This window comes from Mesobacillus sp. ABV4_180 (assembly GCF_056158485.1).
Window position 1 is genome coordinate 2542162 of record NZ_JBSWTJ010000001.1, and the last position, 22919, is coordinate 2565080.

A 22919-nucleotide genomic window follows, 5' to 3' on the forward strand; every position below is an offset into this window, starting at 1 on the left:
GTCTATTAGGCTGTTTCCGGAACCGAACTCGACACGAGCTGGTGAATCGCGTATGCCGCATCCTTTCCCTGCTGTGCTGCAGACACGACCATTGCCTCTCCCTGGCCCTTGCCAAAAATCACATCGCCGCAAGCGAACACTTTCTTATTCGATGTTTGATACGTATTAGGGTCAATTTTCACGACACCGCCATCATGCTCCAGACCGAACTCTTCAAGCAAACTTACATATCTCGATTGACCGATCGCCTTGATGACCGCATCGACCTCTAAAATAAACTCAGATCCCTCTAGCGTTACAGGTCTGCGGCGTCCATCCTCACCCGGCTCCCCGAGCACCATTTTTACACATTCAATTCCTCTCACTTTGCCATTTCCGTCGCCAATGATCTTCACAGGAGCAGTCAGCCAGCGGAACTCGACGCCATCCTGCTTGGCAAATTCATATTCAAAATCGTACGCCGTCATCTCTTCCACTGTTCGGCGATACAAGATCTTAACGTTTTCAGCTCCAAGCCGCACTGAGCAGGTAGCACCATCAATCGCCGTATTCCCGGCACCGATGACAACGACTTTTTTACCTAAAAATTGATTGTCAATCGGCTTCGTTTTCGTCGCCTTGACAAAGTCGATCGCGTCATACACTCCATCTAAATCTTCGCCATCAATGCCAAGATCCGGCACCTTAGACATCCCCACCGCTAAAATGACAAAGTCATGCTGATCAATGATTTCATCAACAGAAATATCAAAGCCAACTCTGGTATTCGTACGAATCTTAACATCAAGACTTTCCACCTGCTTCACTTCCCAGAAGGAAATGTTTTGAGGCAATCGAAAGGAGACGATTCCGTACGTGTTTAATCCGCCCGCTTTTTCCGCCGCTTCAAAAATCGTCACATCATATCCAAGCAACGCCAGCTCACGTGCTGCCGACAAGCCAGCCGGACCGCCGCCGACAATCGCGACTGTCTTCCCATTCTTTGCACCAGCCTGGAACAGCACTTGATCATTCCTGATTGCCCAGTCGGTTGCATACCGCTGCAGATTGCCAATCATGATTGGCTTTGTCGAATGATTCAGCACACATGATCCTTCGCAAAGCTCCTCGGTCGGGCAGACGCGCGCACAGCTTGCACCAATCGGGTTCGCAGTCATAATCGTCTTCGCAGATCCCTTCAGGTTACCCGACGCGATTTTCTTAATGAATGTCGGGATATCGATACCCGTCGGACATGCCTGAATACACGGAGCATCATAGCAGTACAAACAGCGGTTCGCTTCCTCAAATGCTTCCTGATTCGTCAATCCTGGATGCACTTCCTGAAAATTTACTTTTAAATCGTCATACGAGATTTTCGCGAGATTTCCTTTACTCATCAAACGAACCCCCTTCTGATAAAATCGGAAACAGGGCTTTACGTCACATTCTGTAAAGCCCTTTTATGAAGCAGTTATTTGTTATGGTAAAAGTGCAGTCATTTCTTCGTACGTTTCCGGCCTGCGGTCACGGTAGAACTGCCATGTGTCACGCACTTCCCTGATCAGCTTCTTATTCATTTCGCCAATGATGACCTCATCCTGGTCGCGGCTTCCCATCGCCACAAAATTCCCGCGTGGGTCCACCAGGTAAGACTGGCCGTAAAACTCGCCCATATTCCACGGGCCTTCCATGCCAACACGATTGATTGCACCTACATAGTAGCCATTCGCAACCGCATGGGCAGGCTGCTCAAGCTTCCATAAGTATTCGGACAGCCCCGCGACAGTTGCAGACGGATTCAGGACCACCTCGGCACCTTTTAACCCTAGCAATCTCGCACCCTCTGGAAAATGGCGGTCATAGCAAATATAGACCCCAACCTTGGCAAAGGCCGTGTCGAATACCGGGTAGCCCAGATTTCCAGGCTTAAAATAATATTTTTCCCAGAAACCGCAGCCCTGGTCGCCAACCCCAACGTGCGGAATATGCTGCTTTCGGTATTTTCCTAGATACGAGCCATCCGCATCAATCACGGCAGCGGTATTATAGTAGGTAGCGATCCCTTCCCGCTCATAAATAGGGAGAACAATGACGACGCCTAACTCTTTCGCCAGATCCTGAAAAAGCCTGGTCGTTGGCCCGATTGGAATCTCTTCCGCGGCATCATACCATTTCGGATTTTGCTCAGAGCAGAAGTAAGGTCCATAAAAAATCTCTTGCAGGCAGATGATCTGCGCACCTTTATCCTTTGCTTCCCTGACCAATTTGATATGCTTCTCGATTGCCTTTTCCTTATGAACCTCTACCGGCTCCCGGCCATCAACGTCATTAGAAGCCTGGATCAGACCAATTTTTACTTTATCCGACATTTTCAGTTCCCCCTTTTATATAAAAAAGTTAAAATAGATGTCGTTTTTTGTAAGCGCTTACAACTATTTTTAGCAAGCGTCACAATTTTCTTGTTGTAGAGTAAGTATGTAATCTACTACTCTCCCTTCCAATGTTTTCTGAATAATTAGAAACTTAAGTATATTTTACTTTTTTGCCTGTACCTTTGCACTATACACAATGTTAAAAAATGTACTGTATCCACTATGCACTATGTAAGATATGCTTGTATATGAAAATCTTATTCCACTTTTCTTCCCATGGTAATATTTGATTTCTGCTCTTATAATGTAAGTAAAGATATTTAGTAAGGTTGTGAAGAATTTTGGCCGAAACGAAGGTTGCTGTATGCTGGAGCAGCGGGAAGGATGCCTGTCTGGCTTTAGATCGTCTCTTAAAAGAAAACAAGAATGTCGCCTGTTTGCTATCAATGGTCTCTAAAAAAGATGATCGAAATCATGCACATGGCATCAAATTAGAAATCCTGAAATCACAAGCTCAAGCGCTACGTATCCCATTAGTTTTAGTCGATTCTGCAGGCAATTATGAAGAATCGTTGATCCATGCATTGACTCGACTTAAAGAGGAACAGGGCCTAACCGAAATTGCCTTTGGCAGTTTGTATTCCATGGAGGATCGTAAATGGAATGAGGAAATCGCAACTAAAGCAGGGCTCAAGCCTCTCTTTCCGGTTTGGATCTCGCCGGAGGAATCAACCAAGCTTCTAGAGGAGTTCATATCACTCGGTTTTTCTGCGGTTGTTTGCCGCGCTTCAGAAAAACATTTTGACTCATCGTGGGCTGGCAGATCTCTAAACAGCAGCTTTTCCGCTGAAATTCAGAAGCTTGATTTATGCGTGATGGGAGAATTAGGTGAATACCACACATTCGTACTGGATGGTCCTATTTTTCATAAAAGAGTGAATTTGACTAAGTCTGGCGTTGTCTTGAATTCTGGACTTTGGTCTTTGGATGTCCAACAATGCCAATTGGTGGATAAAGAATAAACCAGCAAAAAGCCAGGAATCGAATGATCCCTGGCTTTCATCACTTTATTCACCCTTCAATAACGGTATATCCACCTTTACGCCCAGTCTGCTGAGAAGTTTCCCCAGTGTCTCCAGTCCGGATTTCGGGTTGATTTTCGTCTCAAGGTAATAAATTTCCCCTATAATCTGAGATTCATAGGTATGAATTTGCGTGAAATGCCTTTGATCAGGATGGATCGGTTCAAGTGCGATGGCATAACGTTTGCCGTTGTCAGTTGAACCAAGGATCACGCCCTCTTTGACAAGGTCATGAAGCGGCAGTCTTCGCTCCTCGATCCATTTCAACGCTTCCTTCCAAATGGAAGGAACACTTTCACCGCGAATCACGCCTTGCGTATTTCCATACGTTACGTTCACATACAGCGATTCCCACTTCTTATAGCTCTTTTTTTCCTCGCTATAACTCTCATCTTTACTTGCGCCGGCACTTTCCTGCAATTTCGCCTTCAACTGGTCAAATAGCTTCTCAACCGTCCCAACTCCGACATTTTCATATTTCGCCAAAATCACTAGCTCTTTCGGAAGCTGGCCGACCGTTTCGATCTGGTCTTCATTCAGCTGTCTCAACAAGCTCGGGATTCCAGTGAATTCCCCGGCAGTCAGCGGAACTTTCGACAGCTCTTCCGTGACAACGAGATGGTTGGCTTTGTAAAAGAAGAACAGTTCCCCTGGCCGCTTCAATGTCAGGTTCCTGCGGGCCTTCTCCTCTTCAATGAAGTTCCCTAGTTCCTCGAAAAACTGCTCATCATTCTTCTCAGTATATCGCTTCACATTTTTATGGAGCCCTTCAAGATTGCTTGGCAGCTCACTCATGATACGGGCTTCCTGCTCGGCACCAAGGCGGATGAGGAAGGTTTCCGATTTATCGAATCGCTGCGGCAAAAGGAATGCGTCACGCAGGAAATATGGGACGTCAAGCGATCTTCCTTTATATCTGATCGTCCGGATCGGTGTGAACCCAGGTGTCTCCTGCACCTCAACCGCAGGAGCTTCTGCCGTTGCGGCCACTTCTTCGTTCACAGCAGCTTCGGCTGGTGCAGTTATCGGATTTTTCAGCAACTCTTCAAGCCCCTTCAATCTCACCTCAAGCTCGGTCATATCAAACACTTTCTCCACCTGAGGAGATGGATCCTGATAGTCAGGCACCTCCACATTGACTGGCCCGTACACTTCAACATACCATTTCACTATGCTATACAAAGCTTCCCATGATAAAAGGGCCTCAGAATAGCGGAACATCCGTGCATCATGTGCCGCCTGGTTCCCCAGTCTCCGCACCAAATGAAGCGCATCGCGGATCTCCGGAATAAGGTACCCCTGATCATTAAGAAGATCAAGCCTTTCCTTCAAACCAGTCCGCGGATCCTCCACAATCCCTTCCGCTTTCGTCACCTGTTGCAAAATATTCTCAATGAACACCCGCGAATGAGTCAGCATCGTGCGCGGGCTCGTAAAAATGCTATTCTCCAATTCCTTCGCAACCAGCGCCAGTTCCTTGGAAATCGGCTCTAAAAATTGATAAAAATATGTATTTGTATTCATATTGAATCCCCCGAATGAAATCTATCTACTATTTTACCATATTCATTGTTGGATATTTTCCTAAATGGCAAAATGGCAGACACTGGTTCTCCCTGATGTCTGCACTGCGATTTTAAAAAGTTATTTAAATAGTAAGCTGTTCGTCAGTTTCTTCTTCCCCTATACCAATGTATCTGACCCTTTTCTCAGGTATGAACACCCGGTAGCTTACAATTCCAGCATCAGCAATCTCTTTTAAAAAATCTACAAATGGAAGAGAAATATTTGCGATCGCCTCACGAAGCTTATTTTTATTTAATTGTTCTGAAACAATCAGATTTACTTGAGGACCTGTTTTAAACTCTGAATGGATGCCTTTATATGTGGCTTGACCTGTAGCGACCTCTATTTCGTATTCAGTAATTCCTCTTTGGGACAATTCTTCTAAAAATTGGGGAAAGCTTAACTCGCCGTTACTTCTTCTGCCGATCATCTCTTGAAACTCAATTTCTGTTATTTTGTCGTTCATAAAAAACCTCCATTTAGAATTCTTATAGACCCTATATCATAATTCTAACCTTGCAGGTATTTCTTATTCTTATAATAATTCCATAAATCAACTAGCAAATATCGATTGAAGACTTACATAACAAAAGCGTTAATCCTTCATCCCGGACCAACGCACTTGTTCATTTAAGTGTACTGTTTTTTCTGCGTTCGAGTTTCCTTGTGTAACCGAAACAATCCCTATATAACTTCCTGCCAATGTAATGATGAAAATCTTTGTATTTTGACCTGTGATATTCGTTCCAGTAACTAATCATCCGATTATAGCTTTTACACAACGATTCAACATTTTCAAGACAAAATGTCTTAATCCGTTCTGTATCCTCTTCTTTTAAAATTTCATAGGTCATCTCTATTATTTCTACGACATATTCATCACAGATTTTCACGATATAAGGAATAGCCCAATCTTCATAATCCATCTGAAGCAATGAATAAATATGCTTCTGGCGAACAACCCCGTCACAGCTTCTTGAATAAATGCAATGAAGAATCATTTTTTGCCTTGCACTTAAATTGTCGATAATTTGATCTGAATCATCTATGAAATACATGCGATAAGGAAACCTAATCATTTTATTATCTTGATAATATTGAATATAATCCTGGGATACACCAATTGCAACGTTATGGTAAGTTTGATCAGGAATCAGGGCAACCGCTTTTGTCTCATCATCCTTTAAATAATCTGGAAATCCATCATTAAACACACAATCATCCTTGCTGAGCAAAATTCTAAAAATGAGTATATAAAGTTAACGGGTTCAGTTACCTGTCACAAAATTAATTATGCAATGCAAATAGACCATCAAATTGAAGACTAACAGAAAGTTCTGTAAGAGTGCAAATTACGGTACAGTTTAACCTGCAATTTTGCTAGCAGAAATGATTTGGGGAATAAAAAAATCACTCAACAGTAACCTTAAGCGATTTTTATTTTTGGTCGAGCCATCTTTAACAAAGCACCCTGTTAGCTTAATAAAAAACCTCTATTATTTAAAATTACTTGGAATTTTAACGAGAACATAATTTTTAGTCCACATTTGAGTGGTGGCAATTAATCTCCTTCCGTCTTTTTCAAAGAACAGACCAGCACCATCTTTTTCTTTAAATTCCCATCCATTTGAACCAATCATATGTTTTATATTTTCATCAGCAATCGCGATACCTTTGTTCTCACTACGTGTGATATACCAAATAAAATCGCCTTCTACTGCAATTTCTGCTATTTTACTTTCCGATTCTCCAAGTATATCAATCGCTTCTTTTGCAGACATATCATCTATCGGAAGAGAAGGATAATGCAATTTATTTACATATATGATCACTGCAAAAACGGCTATAAATAAACCTAAAATCATTCCAACTTTTTTCAATTTATTACCTCCTTTCTAACAAATACGATTATCAATTATTATAAGTTCCAAAGCATTCATATTTACGTACCTTTGGATTAGTTTTTTCAACTAAACTGCCTTTTTTGTTGAATAAAGAATTCAACAAAAAAGGCCGCTAATCCTGCTGGATCAACGCACCTGTTAATTCAATTAACCATAATATCCTATCAAATTTAATAATGTCACTCCGAATATAGTTATAAAAACCCCTACTGCCATAGCTAATGTTGTAGTTCTAACTTTTTTAGTATCTATCCAGACAGTAATTCCAATAATAACTGTAAATATGACGCCGAAAAATAATGAAGCAAATGGATTAGTGGGTGTAATTTAATCATACCAACTAAGAAAATTCAATATTCTCACTCCCTATCCATTATTAGTTTCATTTTTAAAAACAAATCACCTTAATAAAGATTACTGCTTCCTTTGTTCAATAAGACTTTTAAAGGGGCTTAATTCTTCTAGACCAACGCACCCGTTTTATAAATTTAATTGTTATTTTCACAGTCAGCGCCATAGTCCAATTTGACTAACTGCTTCACCAAATGTTACTTATTAAGCGAATTATCAATCTTGGTATAAACATTAACATGTTCCAAACGACTTCACCAATTAGTTCAATTAGGGTATCTTTAAAAAAGCCGCCTCTATTTCTTTTTTTATATTTCATCTTTCAGCTCCCTATTAATCAATCTTTACTGAACTATTCTGATTTGGAACAATAAAATTACTTTCTTTAAATACTACCTATTTATTCAATTTCTTTTTATGCTATCCTGCCCCTTTAGTTCAATAAGTAAGTTCAACAAAAAGTGCGTTAATCCTTCTTGGATCAACGCACCTGTTAGTTAAAGAAGGTCTATTAATTTTCATCTTTTTTATATGCTAATTTCAATCTATTATAAAACTAAAATAATGACTTAACAGATAGGAAAATACATATTACAGAGCAAGCAAAGAAGAGTAAAGCCGTTTTAAAATTCCTCCTAAATTTAATAGCGTAAGCACAAAAGAAGATAGCCGCTGCTAATTTGGAACAACTTCTTAAATAAGCATGATTTGAAAAAAATGAACTGCTTAAAATAATTGAAGCAAGGAAAGTTATAGAAATTAGTATTTTGAACCACAAAGGCTCATTCAGAAACACTTTAATCATAAGTTTTATCCGTTGCATAAGGGTACAACTCCCTTCAATCTTACTAAGTACGACACAAGTAAAACAGATATACCAATAACCAATAATCCGTAATCCATCTTTACACCTCCCAAAACATAATTATTTTTTGTTACCCTTTATATGACATATAGAGTAAAAGTTTCCTTTCTTCCACTAACCTGCTTCTTTAGTTGAATAATTAATTCAGTCGTTAACGGGGTCGTTACAGGATTATTTTCACTGAATTGAGAATATAAAGTAATAAAAGTCTGAAAAATTGGAGAGTGGAAATATGATCCATGATATTAAGGAATATGTAAAATATTTAGATGGGATTCATAAGCGAACGATGCAATATGTGAAAGCAATACCTAATGAACTCCTAGATTGGAAGCCTTCTGAAGATAAATTTTCTACAGGTGATTTGTTGAGACATATCGCATCATCTCGAGTGATGTTTCTAGGGATATTTCAACATGGCTCGTGGAAATACCCAGGACATGATCCTGGTAAGGGAGCTTCTCTTGAGGATATTTCAAATTATTTAGAGGCATGTCAGATTAAACTAACAGAGGGCCTATTAAAAGTTGGCAATGATGCATTGACAAAAAAGGTTTTAACACTTCATGGTCATGAAGTTAGTGTTTGGAGAATACTTATGGCAATTCCAGAACATGAAATCCATCATCGTGGACAACTCTCTACTTATTTGCAGATAAACAAAATTGAACCTCCTCAAATTTTCGGATTAAAAATTGAGCAAGTTAAAACAGTATAATTTTAAGAAAGAGCTTTGGAAATCCAAAGCTTTATTTTTTATGGCTTATTAACTCTAAAAATTAAAATCTAAATGAGCGTAGACAAATTAGGCTCTTAAGTTTATTTATAAACTCATTACCTTTTGCTCAGGAATACTTTGTTACCAACCCTGCTGGTTCTGACATCACGGAATGTGGTGCAAATATTTCTATCACCTGGATAGTCGAACCGGCAACTCCGGGCATAAAACCTATACTTTTGCTATATTGAGCTGGATATGTTTGTAAGTGTATCTGTTGCATCAGCTACTACAATTTCCATTCGATCTTACTAGGATCTTTGTTTGGAAATGACATCGATGATGCTGATGCTGGTAGAGTCAGTAAATGCCGATGATCTAATTTCGGTTATTTCACGAGAATTGAAAGCCATCGCATTTAGGAAGGCGCATATAAAGCTCTTCAAATTATCATTCTGCAAATTTAAGTGAAACTCCTCTTCAACTCCCTAGTAATGTTGAAGGAATAATTTAAAAGTTTGGACAAGCGCCGTTACTAAATTTGTTTATGATAAATATATTGCTTTTGTATCGAATTTCATTTATTAAATGGAGGTGATTACTAATGGAAAGAATACCCTTTAGCTTTAATGCAACTAACCCATGTAATGGTGAATTTATCACTTTTAATGGTACACTAAGTTCCTTTATTAAGTCAGGTACTTCTCCTTCCGGTGACAACATTCATCAAACAATTCATTTTTATTTGCATGGACAGGGAACAGGAAATCTAGGAAACAACTATGTTTATAATGATGTGCGTATTAACACGAGCAATGCAAACTTCAAAGGCGAAACTAAACCTGGAGATATTAACCAAAGCGAAATTTCATCTAACTTTACACTTAATATCATTTCAAAGGGGCCTGCTCCAAATTTTACAATTCATGCAGTTCTCCATACGACTTTTAATGCCAATGGAGAGGTTACAGCTGAAGTTGCCGTATTGAACGAAGAATGTAGAGGTTAATTTTAACATTCTCTGCTTTTGTTGTTGAGCCCCATGGTAAGGATGGCGAAATGTAAGAAAAGAATCTTTCATCAGTTACAGGGTATGAGTCTATCCAGACTCATACCTTTTAATTTTTTTTCAAAAAAATATAACCAATTTAGTTATTGAGTTGTTTTGTAGATTTTCATTGTATTTAATTGAACTATCCTGCACTGTTCGTTTAATAAGGAATTCAGTAAAAAGGGCGTTAATTTTTGACCAAGGCACCCATTGGATTAAGGATAACTTTTCACTATCTGGGAATGTTCTTCCTAATTCACCTTTCCCCCGAATTTTAACTCTTCAATATTTTCCAGCATATTATGTTGGGTAATTATCTAATAAGGGAGTGAAATTATATGGCATTTTATCCACCACAGGGTCCATTAAGACAACAACCTCAATCCCCTCCACCGCCATACGTTCCACCTAAACCGTTTCCTTCACACTATATTATCGACTGTTTAAATCAATTCACGTATGTTTGGCTTATAAATGGAGAAGGCTTTTGGTTTTACCCAACTAGCGTTGAGTATGGCGCAGTTTCTGGATATAGATGGACCGGTACCTTCTGGACATTTTATGGTTTCGATGGAAGATTTATTGAAACCGTTGCCTGTTATCCAGTCCCTACCTTGTACTAAAGTCAAAACTGCCTTGTGGAAAATCAACCCACAAGGCTTGTTTCATTTATGGTTGTCACAACACACTTCTCTACAGTTAACCTCTGTTTCGTCCACATTATTAAAGCACTCGTTGATGACTAAATATTAAACATATGTATCAAAAATCAATCTGTACACTTGGTAAATCCTCGACTTATCAGTCTTGCTACAATTTAAAATTTATTTTTGTTTCTAATCAATTCTCTGTCAATGGATTGGGGAGGCTTTTCAAACCATCCATGATCAATTAAGAGTTTTGCACCTTCCTCTGCATAGGTACCAATCCTAAGGATGTAACCTTCATAATTCACCGTTATATCTTTCCGAAGTGATGCAGCAATGGCAAGTCCAAAATCTCCAATACCGATGGCGCTTTGGGCATTTGTATGGAACAGCATTAATTTATCCGAGAATGGTGGTTCAGTGCTATTAGTAATAGTAGAATCCCATGTAGATGGATAAGAATTATCGTCTTCTTTAAGTTTTATCATAAAATCTTCAACCATTTTCTTCCCTATTTCATATCCATCTTTAAAGTAGTCACTGATTTTTTTTGACTGAGCGACTTGACTGAATCCTAAAAGGAAAGTTTTGGCTACATTTGCCACTTCAATATTAATTCCTAAATGGGCTATTTCGACTGCAAGCAGCGGCCTTCGATGCCCTATTAATCCACCAAGAAACTTCCGCTCTGTAACATACTCCACTTTATCAGGATAAGCAATATAAGGTGATCGGATAAAGATCCCTTTTTCCTGCATCAGTTCTGTATTACGGTCATATAACGTTTCTGCCTGATTTAAAAAATGTTTAAACAAGTTACGGATATCTTTACGAGCAGAAATTGACTTAGCTAAACTGTATGAATTCAATCCAGTTCTTCCCATATGGTGCAAGTAACGCTGGTAAGTCACATCAGAAAAAAGCTTCTTTGCTTGCAAGTTAACATCTTGTTCCCCAAATCCATTAGGAAGAGGAATACCTTCTTTTATAAATAAATCTGATATTTGAGTGACATGGTCGTTTGAATAATCAAGAGCAAGCTTAATAATAGGTTTAATATCCTCATCCTCACAAGTACGCAAAAAATGTTCCATTACACAAATTGACATGCTGTCACCTATATATGTACTCCATAACATCGAAATTTCAGAAGAGGTTATTTTGGGTTTGTGTTCTACCATTAATTCTCATTCCCATCACATATTTACTTTAAGTATTTCCATAAATATGGAGAAAAATAATAAGTGAATTTCAAACAAGAAATAGTAACACACTGAATTTGGAATATGTTAATCGAGGATGCCGTTAAATCCTTAGTTTCCCTTCGAATCAACCGGTTAAAGTCAATTTTTTTCGATGTTTCTTTTCAATAAAATTTGAAAGCCAAATGTTAGCAGCAAAAACAACCAAATAAACTAAACAGTATATGTAAAAACATGGAATTTCACTGAAATCCATTCGATAGCTATCGCGACCCCAGCCCAAAAAGTTAGTGACGTTCATTTTCTTTATCAAAATGTTCAAGGAAATAAGAGATATTATGGCTAAAGTTAGAAAAAGCCAAACGGTTTTCATATTAGTCACCATCTTTATTTATTTGTAATTAATTTATACCTTATATGACGAAAATACTCGGTATCTAAAGAAAATACACTTTAAGGAAACAACATTTTCCGGAAATTTCATGAAGCTGATAAACAAATTGAAGTATTCTCATCCTGGAGGGTTTCAGGCAAAGCTGCTCATGGTTTACTTTAGTACCAAATATCGATTCTTTAGATACAGAAGATTAAAGAACCTTATGTCGCCCACAGTTTGCACGTTGCCAATAAAAAGGGGCCTCTATAAAGTAGTGTTAAACCACTTTATAGAGGCCCCCTTCAAATCTTACATATTATTTAGCTGCCAAATCTGGTTCGCAATTCGGTCTAATTCTGTTTCAATACGAAAAAGTAAGAATCCAATGACAACTAAACCTACCAGATGAAGAATCCTGTACATAGAATCGCTCATAAATTCCCTCCCTGAGGTCCCCCAAAAACTCTTTCTCTAATTATTCGATTATTAGACGCGTAACGAACCCCGGAACCCTCTGGCAGCATAGTAAGACTCCGCACCGTTGTGATAAAGGAAGACGTGCCCAAAGCGTTTATCACAAAAAAGAGCTCCGCCGAGTTTTCTAATATCAGAAGGAGTTTGCACCCAGCTGGACGTTTTCAAATCGAAATTCCCTAGTTTCTGCAACTCCCGGTATTGGTCTTCCGTTAATAATGCAATGCCCATCGCATTTGCCATATCAATTGCGCTATTTTCTGGCTTATGATTCTTCCTTGACTCGAGCGCTTCACGGTCGAAACAAATACTTCTGCGGCCTTTAGGGCTTTCTGCTGCGCAATCATAAAATATGTATTCATCTTTCTCTTGGTCATACCTAACAACATCCGGTTCACCGCCGGTATTTTCCATTTCATTGAGCGACCATAGCTTCTCAGGATTAGCTTCCAATTTCGCTTGAACTTGACCCCATTCAAGACCTTCATGGCGGTTCATATTTTTCTCAAAACGGGCTTTCAATAGTAATAATAAATCTACTCGTTGTTCTACAGACAACTCCTTGTTTTTGCTGATTGCATTTCCTTTAGACATTTTTGTTCCCTCCTAATTTTTCATCAACTACTCTTACTTGTTTATTAGTAAATTTTTCTTCATAAGAGAGGCTACTTGTATATTATCATGTTGCATTGTTTTTTCTAAATTGTTGATGATTAATTCCTGTCGTTCGACAGGATGGTTTTGGCTTAATTTCGCTTTTGCTTCTACTTTCGTGATTTTTATTCTGAACGGAACAATTCCTTTCGTCATTCCTTCGATATAACTAGGTTCTACATCGGATAGATTATAGGTGCTATCTGGCTTTTCATATTTTTTGACCAAGTCATTTAAAGAATCGAATATGACTTTTTCATCGTCAATAAACTCTACTTTTCCATATAAATGAACCGACATATAATTCCAGGTAGGTACAGCCTTGTTCGTTTCATACCAGGAAGGTGAAATATAACAATGGGGACCCTGGAACACCACAAGAACTTCTTGATTCTCTAGATCCTGCCACTGTCCGTTCGGTCGTGCAAAATGACCATATAAGGCATTTTCATCTTTTTTTAACATCAATGGCAGATGTGTAGCACAGGGTTCCCCATTGTGCTGAGAAAATAAAGTCGCAAAGCTATACTTTTCAATAAAATCATATATTGTGTCTTCATCCTCGATTTTAAAATGTTTAGGAATATACATAAACCATCCCCCCTTAAATTAGAAATTTCCTTTCATAAAAAATTCAACAGATTTCAGGGAAATCCTTTCCTTAAGATTTGAAATGACTAAGTTATATTCATCAATGGACAGGCATATTGTGTACAAGTAACTTCAATCAAAGGAGTAAAAATCATTGAAACAAATAATCGGATTTTTAGGTCTTATGTTCCTCTGTATTTATCTGGTATTCACCAATACTCCAGGTTCTCAGAAAAACTCCAACATCGAATCTTTAGAAACAGATGCCAGTGCTCAAAATGATTCCGAAACAAGTGAGGACATTTTGGAGCTCATCCTGCCTGAATTAGAATATAAACACGAAAAATATCTCGACGAGGAAGTGGATGGGTATATCATTGAAACGTACAGAGAGTATGAAGTCTACAAGGATAAAGACGGCAACCTATTAAAACAAGTTCCCACATCAAACTATGACTACATTAAATATAAAAAATACCAAATGGACAAAGGTATGTGACCTTTGTCTATTTATTATTCTGACAAAAAACAAAATGGTCATGGGGATTCCAAATGTGGAGATCATCCGCACGGTATCCTCGCAGCCACAACACGCCATCAATTCTTCTAAGGTAAAAGCCTTTCGGAAAATGATCGTCCTCAGTCAAGACCTCAGAGGCTATTGTGATGGAGCCAGACGGAGCCTGGTTTCGCTGCAAAGAATCTCCACAGTGACTTTCAGGCTGATCCAGATATTCTAGCCTCAGATAAGGTCCCAGTTCAAGCGGGCACAATTCCAATCCAAGTTCCCTGGCTTTGGAAAAGATTTGTGGCAATGTAGCTCCATCAGAAAAGCCAAGATTGCAAACAGTGAGTTCGACCGTTTGAATGGTATAGTAAATCACAGAAGTTATAAATCTATCATCAGCTAACAACGTTTCACCATACTCATTCATCATGATAGAAGATTGTTGCAATTTCTGGTTGAGCTGAGATTTCGTCAGTCCACCAACGCTTACTGTTCTGTTTATAACTGGACAATCAGGATACATTTTCGCCCTTTCGAAACTCAATCTTCGTCCCTCCTACTATAAAAGTCAGCTATTACGATCCCGAACCCTGTCGTTAAAAAACATAAACTCTCAAATTTTTTACGATGCTAAAAATTGTATTGATTTCAGAATTCATTATACATTAAGATAACTTAATAAAGGGGTGGAATGATGTTTGGAATTATTAACTTTGAAGTGTTTTTAGTGGCGGCAATCTTGCTGAATTTAACTCCAGGTACAGATACGATGTACATCGTGAGCAGAAGTATCTCTCAAGGCCGGACTGCTGGGATATATTCAGCTTTAGGCATTAGCGCGGGTGTCGTAGTACATACTTTTCTGGCAGCATTTGGACTATCTGTGATTTTAATGCAATCGGCTTTATTATTTAATGTCATCAAAATTGCAGGTGCCATCTATCTGGCTTACTTAGGCATAAAGATGATCATTGCAAAAAATGAAGCAAAAGAACAGCAATCATTGCCAAATCAAAGCAATAAAAAGATCCTCCTGCAAGGGATGATCACGAACGTGACGAACCCAAAGGTTGCTTTGTTTTTCTTAGCTTTTCTTCCGCAATTCATCCATACTAATGCTGGTGTTTCAACACCGACACCCTTTATTATCCTTGGGCTTACCTTTACCTTGACTGGAGGAATATGGTGTTTAATCACTGCATATTTCTCATCAATGGCAACTAATAAGTTAAGAGGCAATTCCAAAGTTTCTACTGTTTTAAATAAACTAACAGGAATTGTTTTTATTGCAATGGGGATTAAATTACTCCAGACAAAATCGGCAACTTGAGAGCATTGGAAATCAATGCTCTTTTTTGGTATAAATCCTAATCAATTGCACTTCCTTCTTATCCAACCGCTCCGATTTATTTACGAGCTAATCTTTTAAACCCTTGCCATTAAGAATATTCGGCATACATTTCTCAATCCTTGATTCTCGCGTTTTGGACTGCTTCGGTTGTGAAAAATGAAGAATGTAGGCCCTTTGACGTCCCGGTGTCAATGCTTCAAATGCAGTTTTCAAGGTCGGGTTTTCATCGATTTTTCTTTGGAATTCTTCAGGGATGCTGTATTCTGTAGTCTTTTTAAAATCCACTTCCAATCCAGCTTTCTCAACTTCAATCGCTTCATAAATATACTTCGCCAAGATGTTTTCAATTGCATCTATTTCTCGAACATTGGTAAACCGAATCTGGCGCGCCGCCTGTACATTCTCTGTTTGTTGGATGAGTATACCATGCTCATCCTTTAACAACACTCCTTTGTGAAACAGAAGCGCACAATAATCTTTAAATCCATGTATTAAAACGACGTTTTTGTTTTCGAAAGTATAACAAGGATGCATCCACTTAAATTCTTCAGTCAGCTCACAGTCCAGAACGATCATTCTCAACTTCTCAAATTCTTCCTTCCATTTAGTAGCTTTCTTTAAAAATTCATCAACCTTTGGATTCATTCTGCTATTTGTCATCAAGTTGGACTCCTCTTCATATTTTGATCAGCTTTTATCCGCAAATCAAGATTAAAAATTCTCTGCGTCATCTATAAAATCAATCAATTATTACTCCCTTTACCATAACAAGAATTTCAAAAAAAGTGCACTAATCCTTCAAGGATTAATGCACTTTTTTCAATAAATTAGTCTCCCTCACCAACAGCCAAATTAAGTATGAAAACTTAGTTGTTCTTTCCAGGTTCTCTATGAGTAAAATTCAAGAACTCAACTTTAGAGCCTGCTAAATTTTTTTGCTCCATTTCTTTGTTAAACTCTAGTGGTGTAATACCAAACGTTATAGTATCTGTTCCGAGTCTCCCCTTTTTATCACTGTTGTAAGTTTCAACTGTAAATTTCATAATAAACGGGTGACTTAATTCATTTCTTTTTTCAAATTGGTCAATTTCTACCACATCATAATTTTCATCCCACCAATTATATTGAATCCTGACATCCTTCTTATAATAATCTTTTACCGCCTGTACCATTTCATCGTGAAATTGGCTTAAGATAAAATGGTCCATCGCTTGTTCCATACCTTTTGAATCGTGTTTATGCCGTTTTTCAGCACTTACAGGTAAGTAGTTAACACCGATTGAAAAAATTACGATACCAATAAGCAAAAACAGTTTTTTCATTTAACAGACCTCCTTTTGGTTATTTTTTGAAATTGAGGATTTTTTATTCTATTTCCGAGTAATTTCAATTCGATTTTTATAACGATATTCCACAAAAAAATCCCTCGTCATCGCGAGAGATTTTCCCATCATAAATATTGAATTCCGGCCGCCTTGATCTTCTTACTATCCCCGGAACTGCAGGGTGTGACGCCGTATGTCATGCCGCATCCTGGGCAATTCATCACAACGGTTTCCATCGTGAATAAATCTCCGCACTCACACGCAATCCTGTGCGTGACCCGCGGCTTCAACTTTTCCTTTCCCTTATTCCTTACATGATCGACAATCGCTTTGCCATCTTCCAACCTTGAACAACCACAGCTCATGAAATAAAACTCCTTTAAGCTTGTATCTCATTTATAAAATAGCATAAAGGTTTCAGAAAGCTGTATAGCAAAAGTCACACTTGGGAATCAACTTTTCCAAGGAACTCGCCAATCACCTGCAGATACTCCGCCGGTTCTTCCATATAGGGCATATGCGCGCTCTTCTCAAATACATGGAACGCAGCGCCAGGCGTCAGACGACTAAAATACTCCGTCGATTCAGGAGTCGCCTCATCATATCGGCCGCATGTATACAATGTTAGGCACTCAATCTTACACAATTGCTGCGTGCAATCGAAGGTCTTAAGATTTCCCAGTACCGTAAATTCAGATGGACCCCACATCGTCTGATAGACAACTGGATTTTTCATTCCCACACCGGCCTTCAGCCACTCCAGATCAGGCTCTCCGCGGTATACGAATTCCTTGCTGAACTCTCTGATCGCCGCCTTGAACTCCTCGGAATCGGTATCGCCATTTTCCTCACAGCGCCTGATCGTCTCCTGGACTTCAACCGGCAGCTTCGCAATATTCCGCTTTTGGTCCTCTTCCCACATCGGCGCACTCAGGCACGGGCTTGAAAAGATCACACTCTTAACACCACTTGGCTTTGTCAGTACATACGCTGCTGCAAGCGTTGTACCCCATGAATGGCCCAGAATATGGACTTCATCAAGCATCAGTGCCTCCCGAACCTTGCCAAGTTCCTCAACGAACCGGTCGATATGCCATAGAGAAACATCATCCGGCCTGTCCGACTTCCCGCAGCCAAGCTGATCATACATGACAACCGGTCGGTCCTTGCCAAGAGCCTTCAGCCCTTTTAATGAATACGTGGAAGACCCTGGCCCTCCATGTAAAATAACCACAGGTGTGCCTTTCGCATCTTTATTGTAAATTTCATACCAGACTTTCCCGCCGGTAACCTCAACAAAACCTTCTACATACATCATCCAATCCCCCTATTAAGCATCTTCAGCCAACTGAACTGCTTTCTTTCTAGTAAAAGATGTAAAGAATACACCGATAAAAACAAGGCATCCGCCAATAATCTGCGGAGCGGTAATGACCTCACCAAGAACTAAGAACGCTGCAACCGAACCAAACACGGGAATGAGATTCAAAGAAATCGAAGCCTTAGATGGCCCGATCAGCGCAACCGCGCGATTCCATAACAGAAACGAACAGATCGATGGAAAAATCCCTATGTAAGAGAGTGCACTCAAATCTGCTAGATTAATCGCTTCTACAGGAACAAACGACAACTCAATCACCACGGCTGGAATCATCACCATAAACCCAATTGCAAGCGTAAAGCCAAAAATCGTCAGTGAAGGCAGCTTTCCTGATAGCTTTTTAATGAAAATAGAATAAAGAGCCCACGAAATCACAGCCATCACCATGATCAAGTCACCGATATTAAACTGCAAGGCCAGCAATCTTTCAACGGAGCCGTGCGTAATGACGATGAGCACCCCAATCATTGAAATCGCCAGCGACACCCAATACTTCGTCTCCATTTTCTCCACGATCAGTAACGCTGATAAAAGGAAGATGAATAAAGGGCTCGTGCTGTTCAACAAAGTCGCATTGATCGCCGTCGTGTAATGGACCGCCCAATAAATCAGCAGATTAAACCCAATCACTCCCGTCAGTGCCAGGAAAAACAGCAGCCTAAAGTGTTCCCGAAATGAATGCATTTCCCGTTTGAACAGCCTGATAATCAACGGAGACATAATCAGGACCCCAATCGCCAGCCGCGTAAAGGAAATCGTTACCGGAGGAAGGGAACCAGCAAGAAACTTCCCAGCCACCGCATTGCCGCCCCAGAAAAGCGCAGCGACCACCAAAAGCAAGATTGGCGCGTTTGCAAGCCTTCGGATCATGGTTTCTCCCCTCCTTGCTTTCGTTTGACCTCTATTTTTTTATTGTATCCGAAAATTTCGATTTCTGTAATATATTTCATCACAAAAAAGCCGAAATCATGCTCAGATGATTTCGACTGATCCTTATTTAAAGCTGGTATTGTATGCATTTAATTTTTTCCGCAGCACACGCAGCTGCGTCAACAACTGCTCATACTCTTCAAACTCAATATTGCATAACTTCAATTCACTGGCCACTTTTTCTACAATGCCTTCTTTTTCTTTCATTGCTTTCGGTTGAACGAAGATGCAAACCTTTCTTTCGTCGGCAGTGGAACGCTCCCGCTTCACCCAGCCGTTCGTTTCCATCCTTTTGATCATCGGGGTTAACGTTCCAGTACCGAGGTTCAGCTTCTCTCCGAGCTCTTTTACCGAAAGACCATCTTTTTCCCACAATGCCAATAACACCAGATACTGTGGATAGGTAATCGCGAAAGATTCCAGCGCCTTGGAATATAATTTATTGAACTGGCTCCCCGCCTCATAGACAGCGAAACATAATTGGTTTTCAAGTGTTAAAAAATCGTTCAAAACACTCATCCTTCACACAGCTTATAATAATTTTGCGATATCTTCCTCAATTTTACCAGGCTCAGTTGTCGGAGCATAGCGCTTGACCACCTGGCCATTCTGATCGACAAGGAACTTCGTGAAATTCCACTTAATATCCTTCGTCAGGATTCCGCCCTTTTGTTCCTTCAAGAATTGAAAAAGAGGATCTGCACCAGAACCATTCACATCAATCTTCGCAAACATCGGGAACGACACACCATAATTCAACTGGCAAAACTCAGTGGTCTCCTCAATATTGTCATACTCCTGATTGTTAAACTGCCCGCAAGGAAAGCCGAGAATTTCCAAGCCCTTTTCATGATATTTGTCATACAAACCCTGTAGGCCCTCAAATTGAGGTGTCAACCCGCATTTACTAGCTGTATTAACTATTAACAGCAGCTTCCCCTCATAATCGCTGATCGATTTATTCTCGCCATTCGTTTTTTTAACTGTAAAATCATAAACGGTATTCATCAATATTCCCTCCTAAATCACCAATTTATATCGTGTGCGATTAAATCGTATCAGATTTTGTTTGTTAATTCAAATTTAATGTGCTGGGTTGAACATGAAAAAACACATATGTAAGTACATAAACCGTCAATTTGATTGCCACTTTGGAATTAAATTTTTTGGGATCAGTTTTACGTACAAGATATTTTCAAATGTAATAGCCGATATAATGATAAATATGGATTAAAAATAGAGATAGTTAATTCTTGTACTACAACGAACAGAGCAGGTTAGTGCAATAAGCAATTAGAAAAAAATAGTATAATATGGTATTTCTAAAGTGAGGAGGATTATAAAATGAAGGCTATTAATCGTTGGTTTGTTTTAATTTTTCTTGCGTTCATTACTGTTTTAATGGTCAAAAAAGGGTTAGATTTATGGTCTTTTGGGACAAATGTGGATGTAACGGCATTGGAGTATACTTTTTAGGAATAGAAATAAATGACCAAGTACAAGAAGCGCATATTCCTAGATATGCAATTGGTTTCTTTGTTGCAAGTTTTATTACTTTAGTGAATGGCCTTACACTTGTTGATCAAACTTTTTTTAAGTTAAGAGGTAACACAACAGCACGTTAATTGAAGTTATATAGTCCACTAACCGCTGCGTTAATCCAGAAAGGGTTGAGTCATCTTTTTATTGAGTACCTCATTAAGAAAAGGTAGGTTGGTTGAATGGTGACATTCAAAGTTTTTATCGGGTTTATATATATAAAATACAATTAATAATATATAGTACAGGATTAGAATTTGTTTGGAGGAATTATTTTGACAGCAGATCAAAGTTTAAGGATTTGTGAAAAGGGACATACGTTTTACAAAAGCAGTGAGTGTAAAAGCTGCCCTACCTGTGATAAAAAAATTAATCCTAAAAGCGGCTTCCTTTCGAAACTCAGCGCTCCTGCAAGGAATGCATTGGTTCACGAAGGAATAGACACGTTGAAAAAACTATCAACATACACTGAAAAAGAAATATTAAAAATTCATGGTATTGGACCAGCTTCCTTACCAATTATGAGAACTTCCTTAGAAGAAGAAGGGTTATCATTAAAAAAATAAAGACCTCACAATAACTCTTCTGCTTTATGTAATGTACACACTGTTATTCAATATTTTAAATTTTTTCATACCATCTTTGAAAAAGATAAGCGATTAAGGCTAATGTAACAAAAATTAAAAATATATTTAAACTACTTATTGTAAAGTAAGTCATTTTTCTTGCTTCAACAAATTTAAGTATCACCCAAGCACCCAATGTATCAATAACAATATTTGTTGCAAGATATAACCAAAAGTTCTTGAATGTAAAATAAAAAATCCATAATGTAGTTATGAAGAATGCTCCATACGCAAAGCTCACATTTGTTATGTATCCCCAGGGCACAATCGCTTCTTTGATTTCCCACAACTTATATGTATATCCTATTTCATAGACGATGGTTACTAATAATGCAGTAAATATTGCTACTGGCATGTACCTTTTGATATCCTCTTTTTTCATTAAAAATATTGTTAACCATGGAATAATAAATAATAACCATAAAATCAGCTTATTGGACATGATATTCACACCACCTTATACTTCTATATTGCATTATTTGCAAAATGTGGTGATTTTATTTATTACTCATTTGTTATTTAGTGACCATTAACTCTTATAAATTGTTAGTAGACAGTATTCTTCTAATGGAAAATAAGTAACTCATTCATTGTTTCTTTAAAAACAGAAATACATCAGTGCGGGATCTTATTTATCTTTCGCTATTTTAGGGATAATTGAATACGTAATTGAAAGAAACGATTCCAACAATTCATTTTCTACCGTATGCTGACACTATAAGTAGTTTAAATTTGATGGACTTTAACCTCATACCAAATAGCTTTCCAATTCTTTTTGATCAGCCTGTCCTCATAGATGGCTGCACGTTCCCTTGTTTCTGTAAAAAAAGGTGTCGGCTTCAATTCCAGATTAATGGCATCCTCTATTCCACAGGGAGCGGCAAGAACCAAATTATTTTCCTTGTCCATTTTCACCCCAAGTGCCGTGGCTGTTTCCGGGAATTTTGAAATAGCATCTTTTGAGGAAGTATAGGGAGCAATATTATTTATGACATGCATCCTTGCCTGGTTTTTAACTGACCATGGGATATCAGGAAATAGACTCTTCAATTTTCCCTCTAAGACCTTTTCGTACTCCTCATCGATATTAGCGGGATCAAAGTAAATCACATCGACATCCGGAATTGCCGTTCGCTCCTTGAAACCATGCAAAGCATCCCAGATTTTCGAGCGGACAAACCCTGCGCAGATCCACCAGTCATGCAAATTAAGCGTGCTTGCAGCCTTGATAATATCCAACATTTTATCATCAGCTTCAATTAGTTTTATGACATCATCTTTATTCTTTAACATATAGCATCCTCCTGAACCGAACGTATATTCTTATTTTAACACAAAGAAATCAGGAGAGTTATTATTTTTCCATTTTTAAAGGAGATAAATCTTGAGAGGTAAAAGTCCAAAGAAATGCATACCTATTTCTG

General features: G+C 38.7%; 27 protein-coding genes. 7 read left to right on the plus strand and 20 right to left on the minus strand.

The genetic code is table 11. From position 1 onward, the window contains the following. Positions 1-5: 5 nt before the first annotated feature. Entirely contained in the window at positions 6-1379 is a 1374-nt protein-coding gene (locus ACXAEA_RS12980) for an NAD(P)-dependent oxidoreductase (RefSeq protein ID WP_475096304.1), read from the minus strand. 81 nt (positions 1380-1460) lie between these two features. Beyond that, entirely contained in the window at positions 1461-2351 is an 891-nt protein-coding gene (locus ACXAEA_RS12985; protein ID WP_475096305.1) for a nitrilase-related carbon-nitrogen hydrolase, read from the minus strand. A gap of 344 nt (positions 2352-2695) precedes the next feature. On the opposite strand from ACXAEA_RS12985, the gene ACXAEA_RS12990 reads away from it, so the two are divergent. Next, the gene (locus ACXAEA_RS12990) at positions 2696-3376 is read left to right on the plus strand and encodes a Dph6-related ATP pyrophosphatase (protein WP_475096306.1); all 681 of its coding nucleotides are present in this window, start codon (positions 2696-2698) and stop codon (positions 3374-3376) included. Positions 3377-3421: 45 nt separating this feature from the next. On the opposite strand, the gene ACXAEA_RS12995 is transcribed toward ACXAEA_RS12990, so the two are convergent. The 4 genes from ACXAEA_RS12995 to ACXAEA_RS13010 form a co-directional block, all read right to left on the minus strand. After that, on the minus strand, positions 3422-4960 hold the full coding sequence (locus tag ACXAEA_RS12995; RefSeq protein ID WP_475096307.1) for a DUF4145 domain-containing protein: 1539 nt from the start codon (positions 4958-4960) through the stop codon (positions 3422-3424). 124 nt (positions 4961-5084) lie between these two features. Then, a complete protein-coding gene (locus tag ACXAEA_RS13000; RefSeq protein WP_475096308.1) occupies positions 5085-5468 on the minus strand; it encodes a DUF1398 family protein in 384 nt (127 codons plus the stop codon). Between the two features lie 160 nt (positions 5469-5628). Next, complete coding sequence (locus ACXAEA_RS13005; protein ID WP_475096309.1) at positions 5629-6216, minus strand: hypothetical protein; 588 nt, start codon at positions 6214-6216, stop codon at positions 5629-5631. Positions 6217-6498: 282 nt separating this feature from the next. Beyond that, positions 6499-6882 (minus strand): hypothetical protein, encoded by a 384-nt coding sequence (locus ACXAEA_RS13010; protein ID WP_475096310.1) that lies wholly within the window; start codon positions 6880-6882, stop codon positions 6499-6501. A gap of 1472 nt (positions 6883-8354) precedes the next feature. Between ACXAEA_RS13010 and ACXAEA_RS13015 the strand changes: the two genes are divergently transcribed. Beyond that, positions 8355-8840 (plus strand): DinB family protein, encoded by a 486-nt coding sequence (locus tag ACXAEA_RS13015; protein WP_475096311.1) that lies wholly within the window; start codon positions 8355-8357, stop codon positions 8838-8840. Positions 8841-9444: 604 nt separating this feature from the next. Next, a complete protein-coding gene (locus ACXAEA_RS13020) occupies positions 9445-9849 on the plus strand; it encodes a hypothetical protein (RefSeq protein ID WP_475096312.1) in 405 nt (134 codons plus the stop codon). A gap of 859 nt (positions 9850-10708) precedes the next feature. Here ACXAEA_RS13020 and ACXAEA_RS13025 read toward each other — a convergent pair. The 4 genes from ACXAEA_RS13025 to ACXAEA_RS13040 all read right to left on the minus strand — a co-directional run bounded on the left by ACXAEA_RS13025 (position 10709) and on the right by ACXAEA_RS13040 (position 13835). Next, positions 10709-11719 carry a DUF3231 family protein gene (locus ACXAEA_RS13025; protein ID WP_475096313.1) on the minus strand — a complete coding sequence of 337 codons (1011 nt, stop codon included), beginning with the start codon at positions 11717-11719 and terminating at the stop codon, positions 10709-10711. 706 nt (positions 11720-12425) lie between these two features. After that, on the minus strand, positions 12426-12551 hold the full coding sequence (locus ACXAEA_RS13030) for a hypothetical protein (RefSeq protein WP_475096314.1): 126 nt from the start codon (positions 12549-12551) through the stop codon (positions 12426-12428). Positions 12552-12602: 51 nt separating this feature from the next. Beyond that, on the minus strand, positions 12603-13184 hold the full coding sequence (locus ACXAEA_RS13035) for a DUF4256 domain-containing protein (RefSeq protein WP_475096315.1): 582 nt from the start codon (positions 13182-13184) through the stop codon (positions 12603-12605). A gap of 33 nt (positions 13185-13217) precedes the next feature. Further along, the gene (locus ACXAEA_RS13040) at positions 13218-13835 is read right to left on the minus strand and encodes an FMN-binding negative transcriptional regulator (protein ID WP_475096316.1); all 618 of its coding nucleotides are present in this window, start codon (positions 13833-13835) and stop codon (positions 13218-13220) included. A 154-nt stretch (positions 13836-13989) separates the two neighbouring features. Here ACXAEA_RS13040 and ACXAEA_RS13045 point away from each other — a divergent pair, with 154 nt between their 5' ends. Next, complete coding sequence (locus ACXAEA_RS13045) at positions 13990-14334, plus strand: hypothetical protein (protein ID WP_475096317.1); 345 nt, start codon at positions 13990-13992, stop codon at positions 14332-14334. A 7-nt stretch (positions 14335-14341) separates the two neighbouring features. Here the strand turns inward: ACXAEA_RS13045 and ACXAEA_RS13050 are convergent, their stop codons facing one another. After that, positions 14342-14866 carry a helicase gene (locus ACXAEA_RS13050; RefSeq protein WP_475098125.1) on the minus strand — a complete coding sequence of 175 codons (525 nt, stop codon included), beginning with the start codon at positions 14864-14866 and terminating at the stop codon, positions 14342-14344. 171 nt (positions 14867-15037) lie between these two features. On the opposite strand from ACXAEA_RS13050, the gene ACXAEA_RS13055 reads away from it, so the two are divergent. Then, positions 15038-15673, plus strand: coding sequence for a LysE family translocator (locus ACXAEA_RS13055; protein ID WP_475096318.1), 636 nt, complete (start codon positions 15038-15040; stop codon positions 15671-15673). 87 nt (positions 15674-15760) lie between these two features. On the opposite strand, the gene ACXAEA_RS13060 is transcribed toward ACXAEA_RS13055, so the two are convergent. From ACXAEA_RS13060 to ACXAEA_RS13090, 7 genes are all read right to left on the minus strand, one after another. Further along, positions 15761-16354: a YdeI/OmpD-associated family protein gene (locus ACXAEA_RS13060; RefSeq protein WP_475096319.1), complete on the minus strand. Its 594-nt coding sequence runs from the start codon at positions 16352-16354 to the stop codon at positions 15761-15763. Between the two features lie 206 nt (positions 16355-16560). Then, the gene (locus ACXAEA_RS13065; RefSeq protein ID WP_475096320.1) at positions 16561-17016 is read right to left on the minus strand and encodes a DUF3888 domain-containing protein; all 456 of its coding nucleotides are present in this window, start codon (positions 17014-17016) and stop codon (positions 16561-16563) included. A 128-nt stretch (positions 17017-17144) separates the two neighbouring features. Then, positions 17145-17384, minus strand: coding sequence for a hypothetical protein (locus tag ACXAEA_RS13070; RefSeq protein ID WP_475096321.1), 240 nt, complete (start codon positions 17382-17384; stop codon positions 17145-17147). 74 nt (positions 17385-17458) lie between these two features. After that, positions 17459-18337, minus strand: a complete 879-nt coding sequence (locus ACXAEA_RS13075) for a proline iminopeptidase-family hydrolase (RefSeq protein WP_475096322.1) — start codon at positions 18335-18337, stop codon at positions 17459-17461. Between the two features lie 12 nt (positions 18338-18349). Next, a complete protein-coding gene (locus ACXAEA_RS13080) occupies positions 18350-19270 on the minus strand; it encodes a DMT family transporter (protein WP_475096323.1) in 921 nt (306 codons plus the stop codon). Positions 19271-19393: 123 nt separating this feature from the next. Continuing rightward, on the minus strand, positions 19394-19840 hold the full coding sequence (locus ACXAEA_RS13085) for a MarR family winged helix-turn-helix transcriptional regulator (protein WP_475096324.1): 447 nt from the start codon (positions 19838-19840) through the stop codon (positions 19394-19396). A 21-nt stretch (positions 19841-19861) separates the two neighbouring features. Then, the gene (locus ACXAEA_RS13090; RefSeq protein ID WP_475096325.1) at positions 19862-20338 is read right to left on the minus strand and encodes a glutathione peroxidase; all 477 of its coding nucleotides are present in this window, start codon (positions 20336-20338) and stop codon (positions 19862-19864) included. A 336-nt stretch (positions 20339-20674) separates the two neighbouring features. On the opposite strand from ACXAEA_RS13090, the gene ACXAEA_RS13095 reads away from it, so the two are divergent. After that, positions 20675-20806 carry a hypothetical protein gene (locus ACXAEA_RS13095; protein ID WP_475096326.1) on the plus strand — a complete coding sequence of 44 codons (132 nt, stop codon included), beginning with the start codon at positions 20675-20677 and terminating at the stop codon, positions 20804-20806. Between the two features lie 338 nt (positions 20807-21144). Next, a complete protein-coding gene (locus ACXAEA_RS13100; protein WP_475096327.1) occupies positions 21145-21435 on the plus strand; it encodes an RNA polymerase alpha subunit C-terminal domain-containing protein in 291 nt (96 codons plus the stop codon). A 55-nt stretch (positions 21436-21490) separates the two neighbouring features. Here ACXAEA_RS13100 and ACXAEA_RS13105 read toward each other — a convergent pair whose 3' ends face one another. Together ACXAEA_RS13105 and ACXAEA_RS13110 are read right to left on the minus strand one after the other, a co-directional pair. Then, positions 21491-21937, minus strand: a complete 447-nt coding sequence (locus ACXAEA_RS13105) for a hypothetical protein (RefSeq protein ID WP_475096328.1) — start codon at positions 21935-21937, stop codon at positions 21491-21493. A 284-nt stretch (positions 21938-22221) separates the two neighbouring features. Further along, complete coding sequence (locus ACXAEA_RS13110) at positions 22222-22788, minus strand: nucleotidyltransferase family protein (protein WP_475096329.1); 567 nt, start codon at positions 22786-22788, stop codon at positions 22222-22224. Positions 22789-22919: the final 131 nt, after the last annotated feature.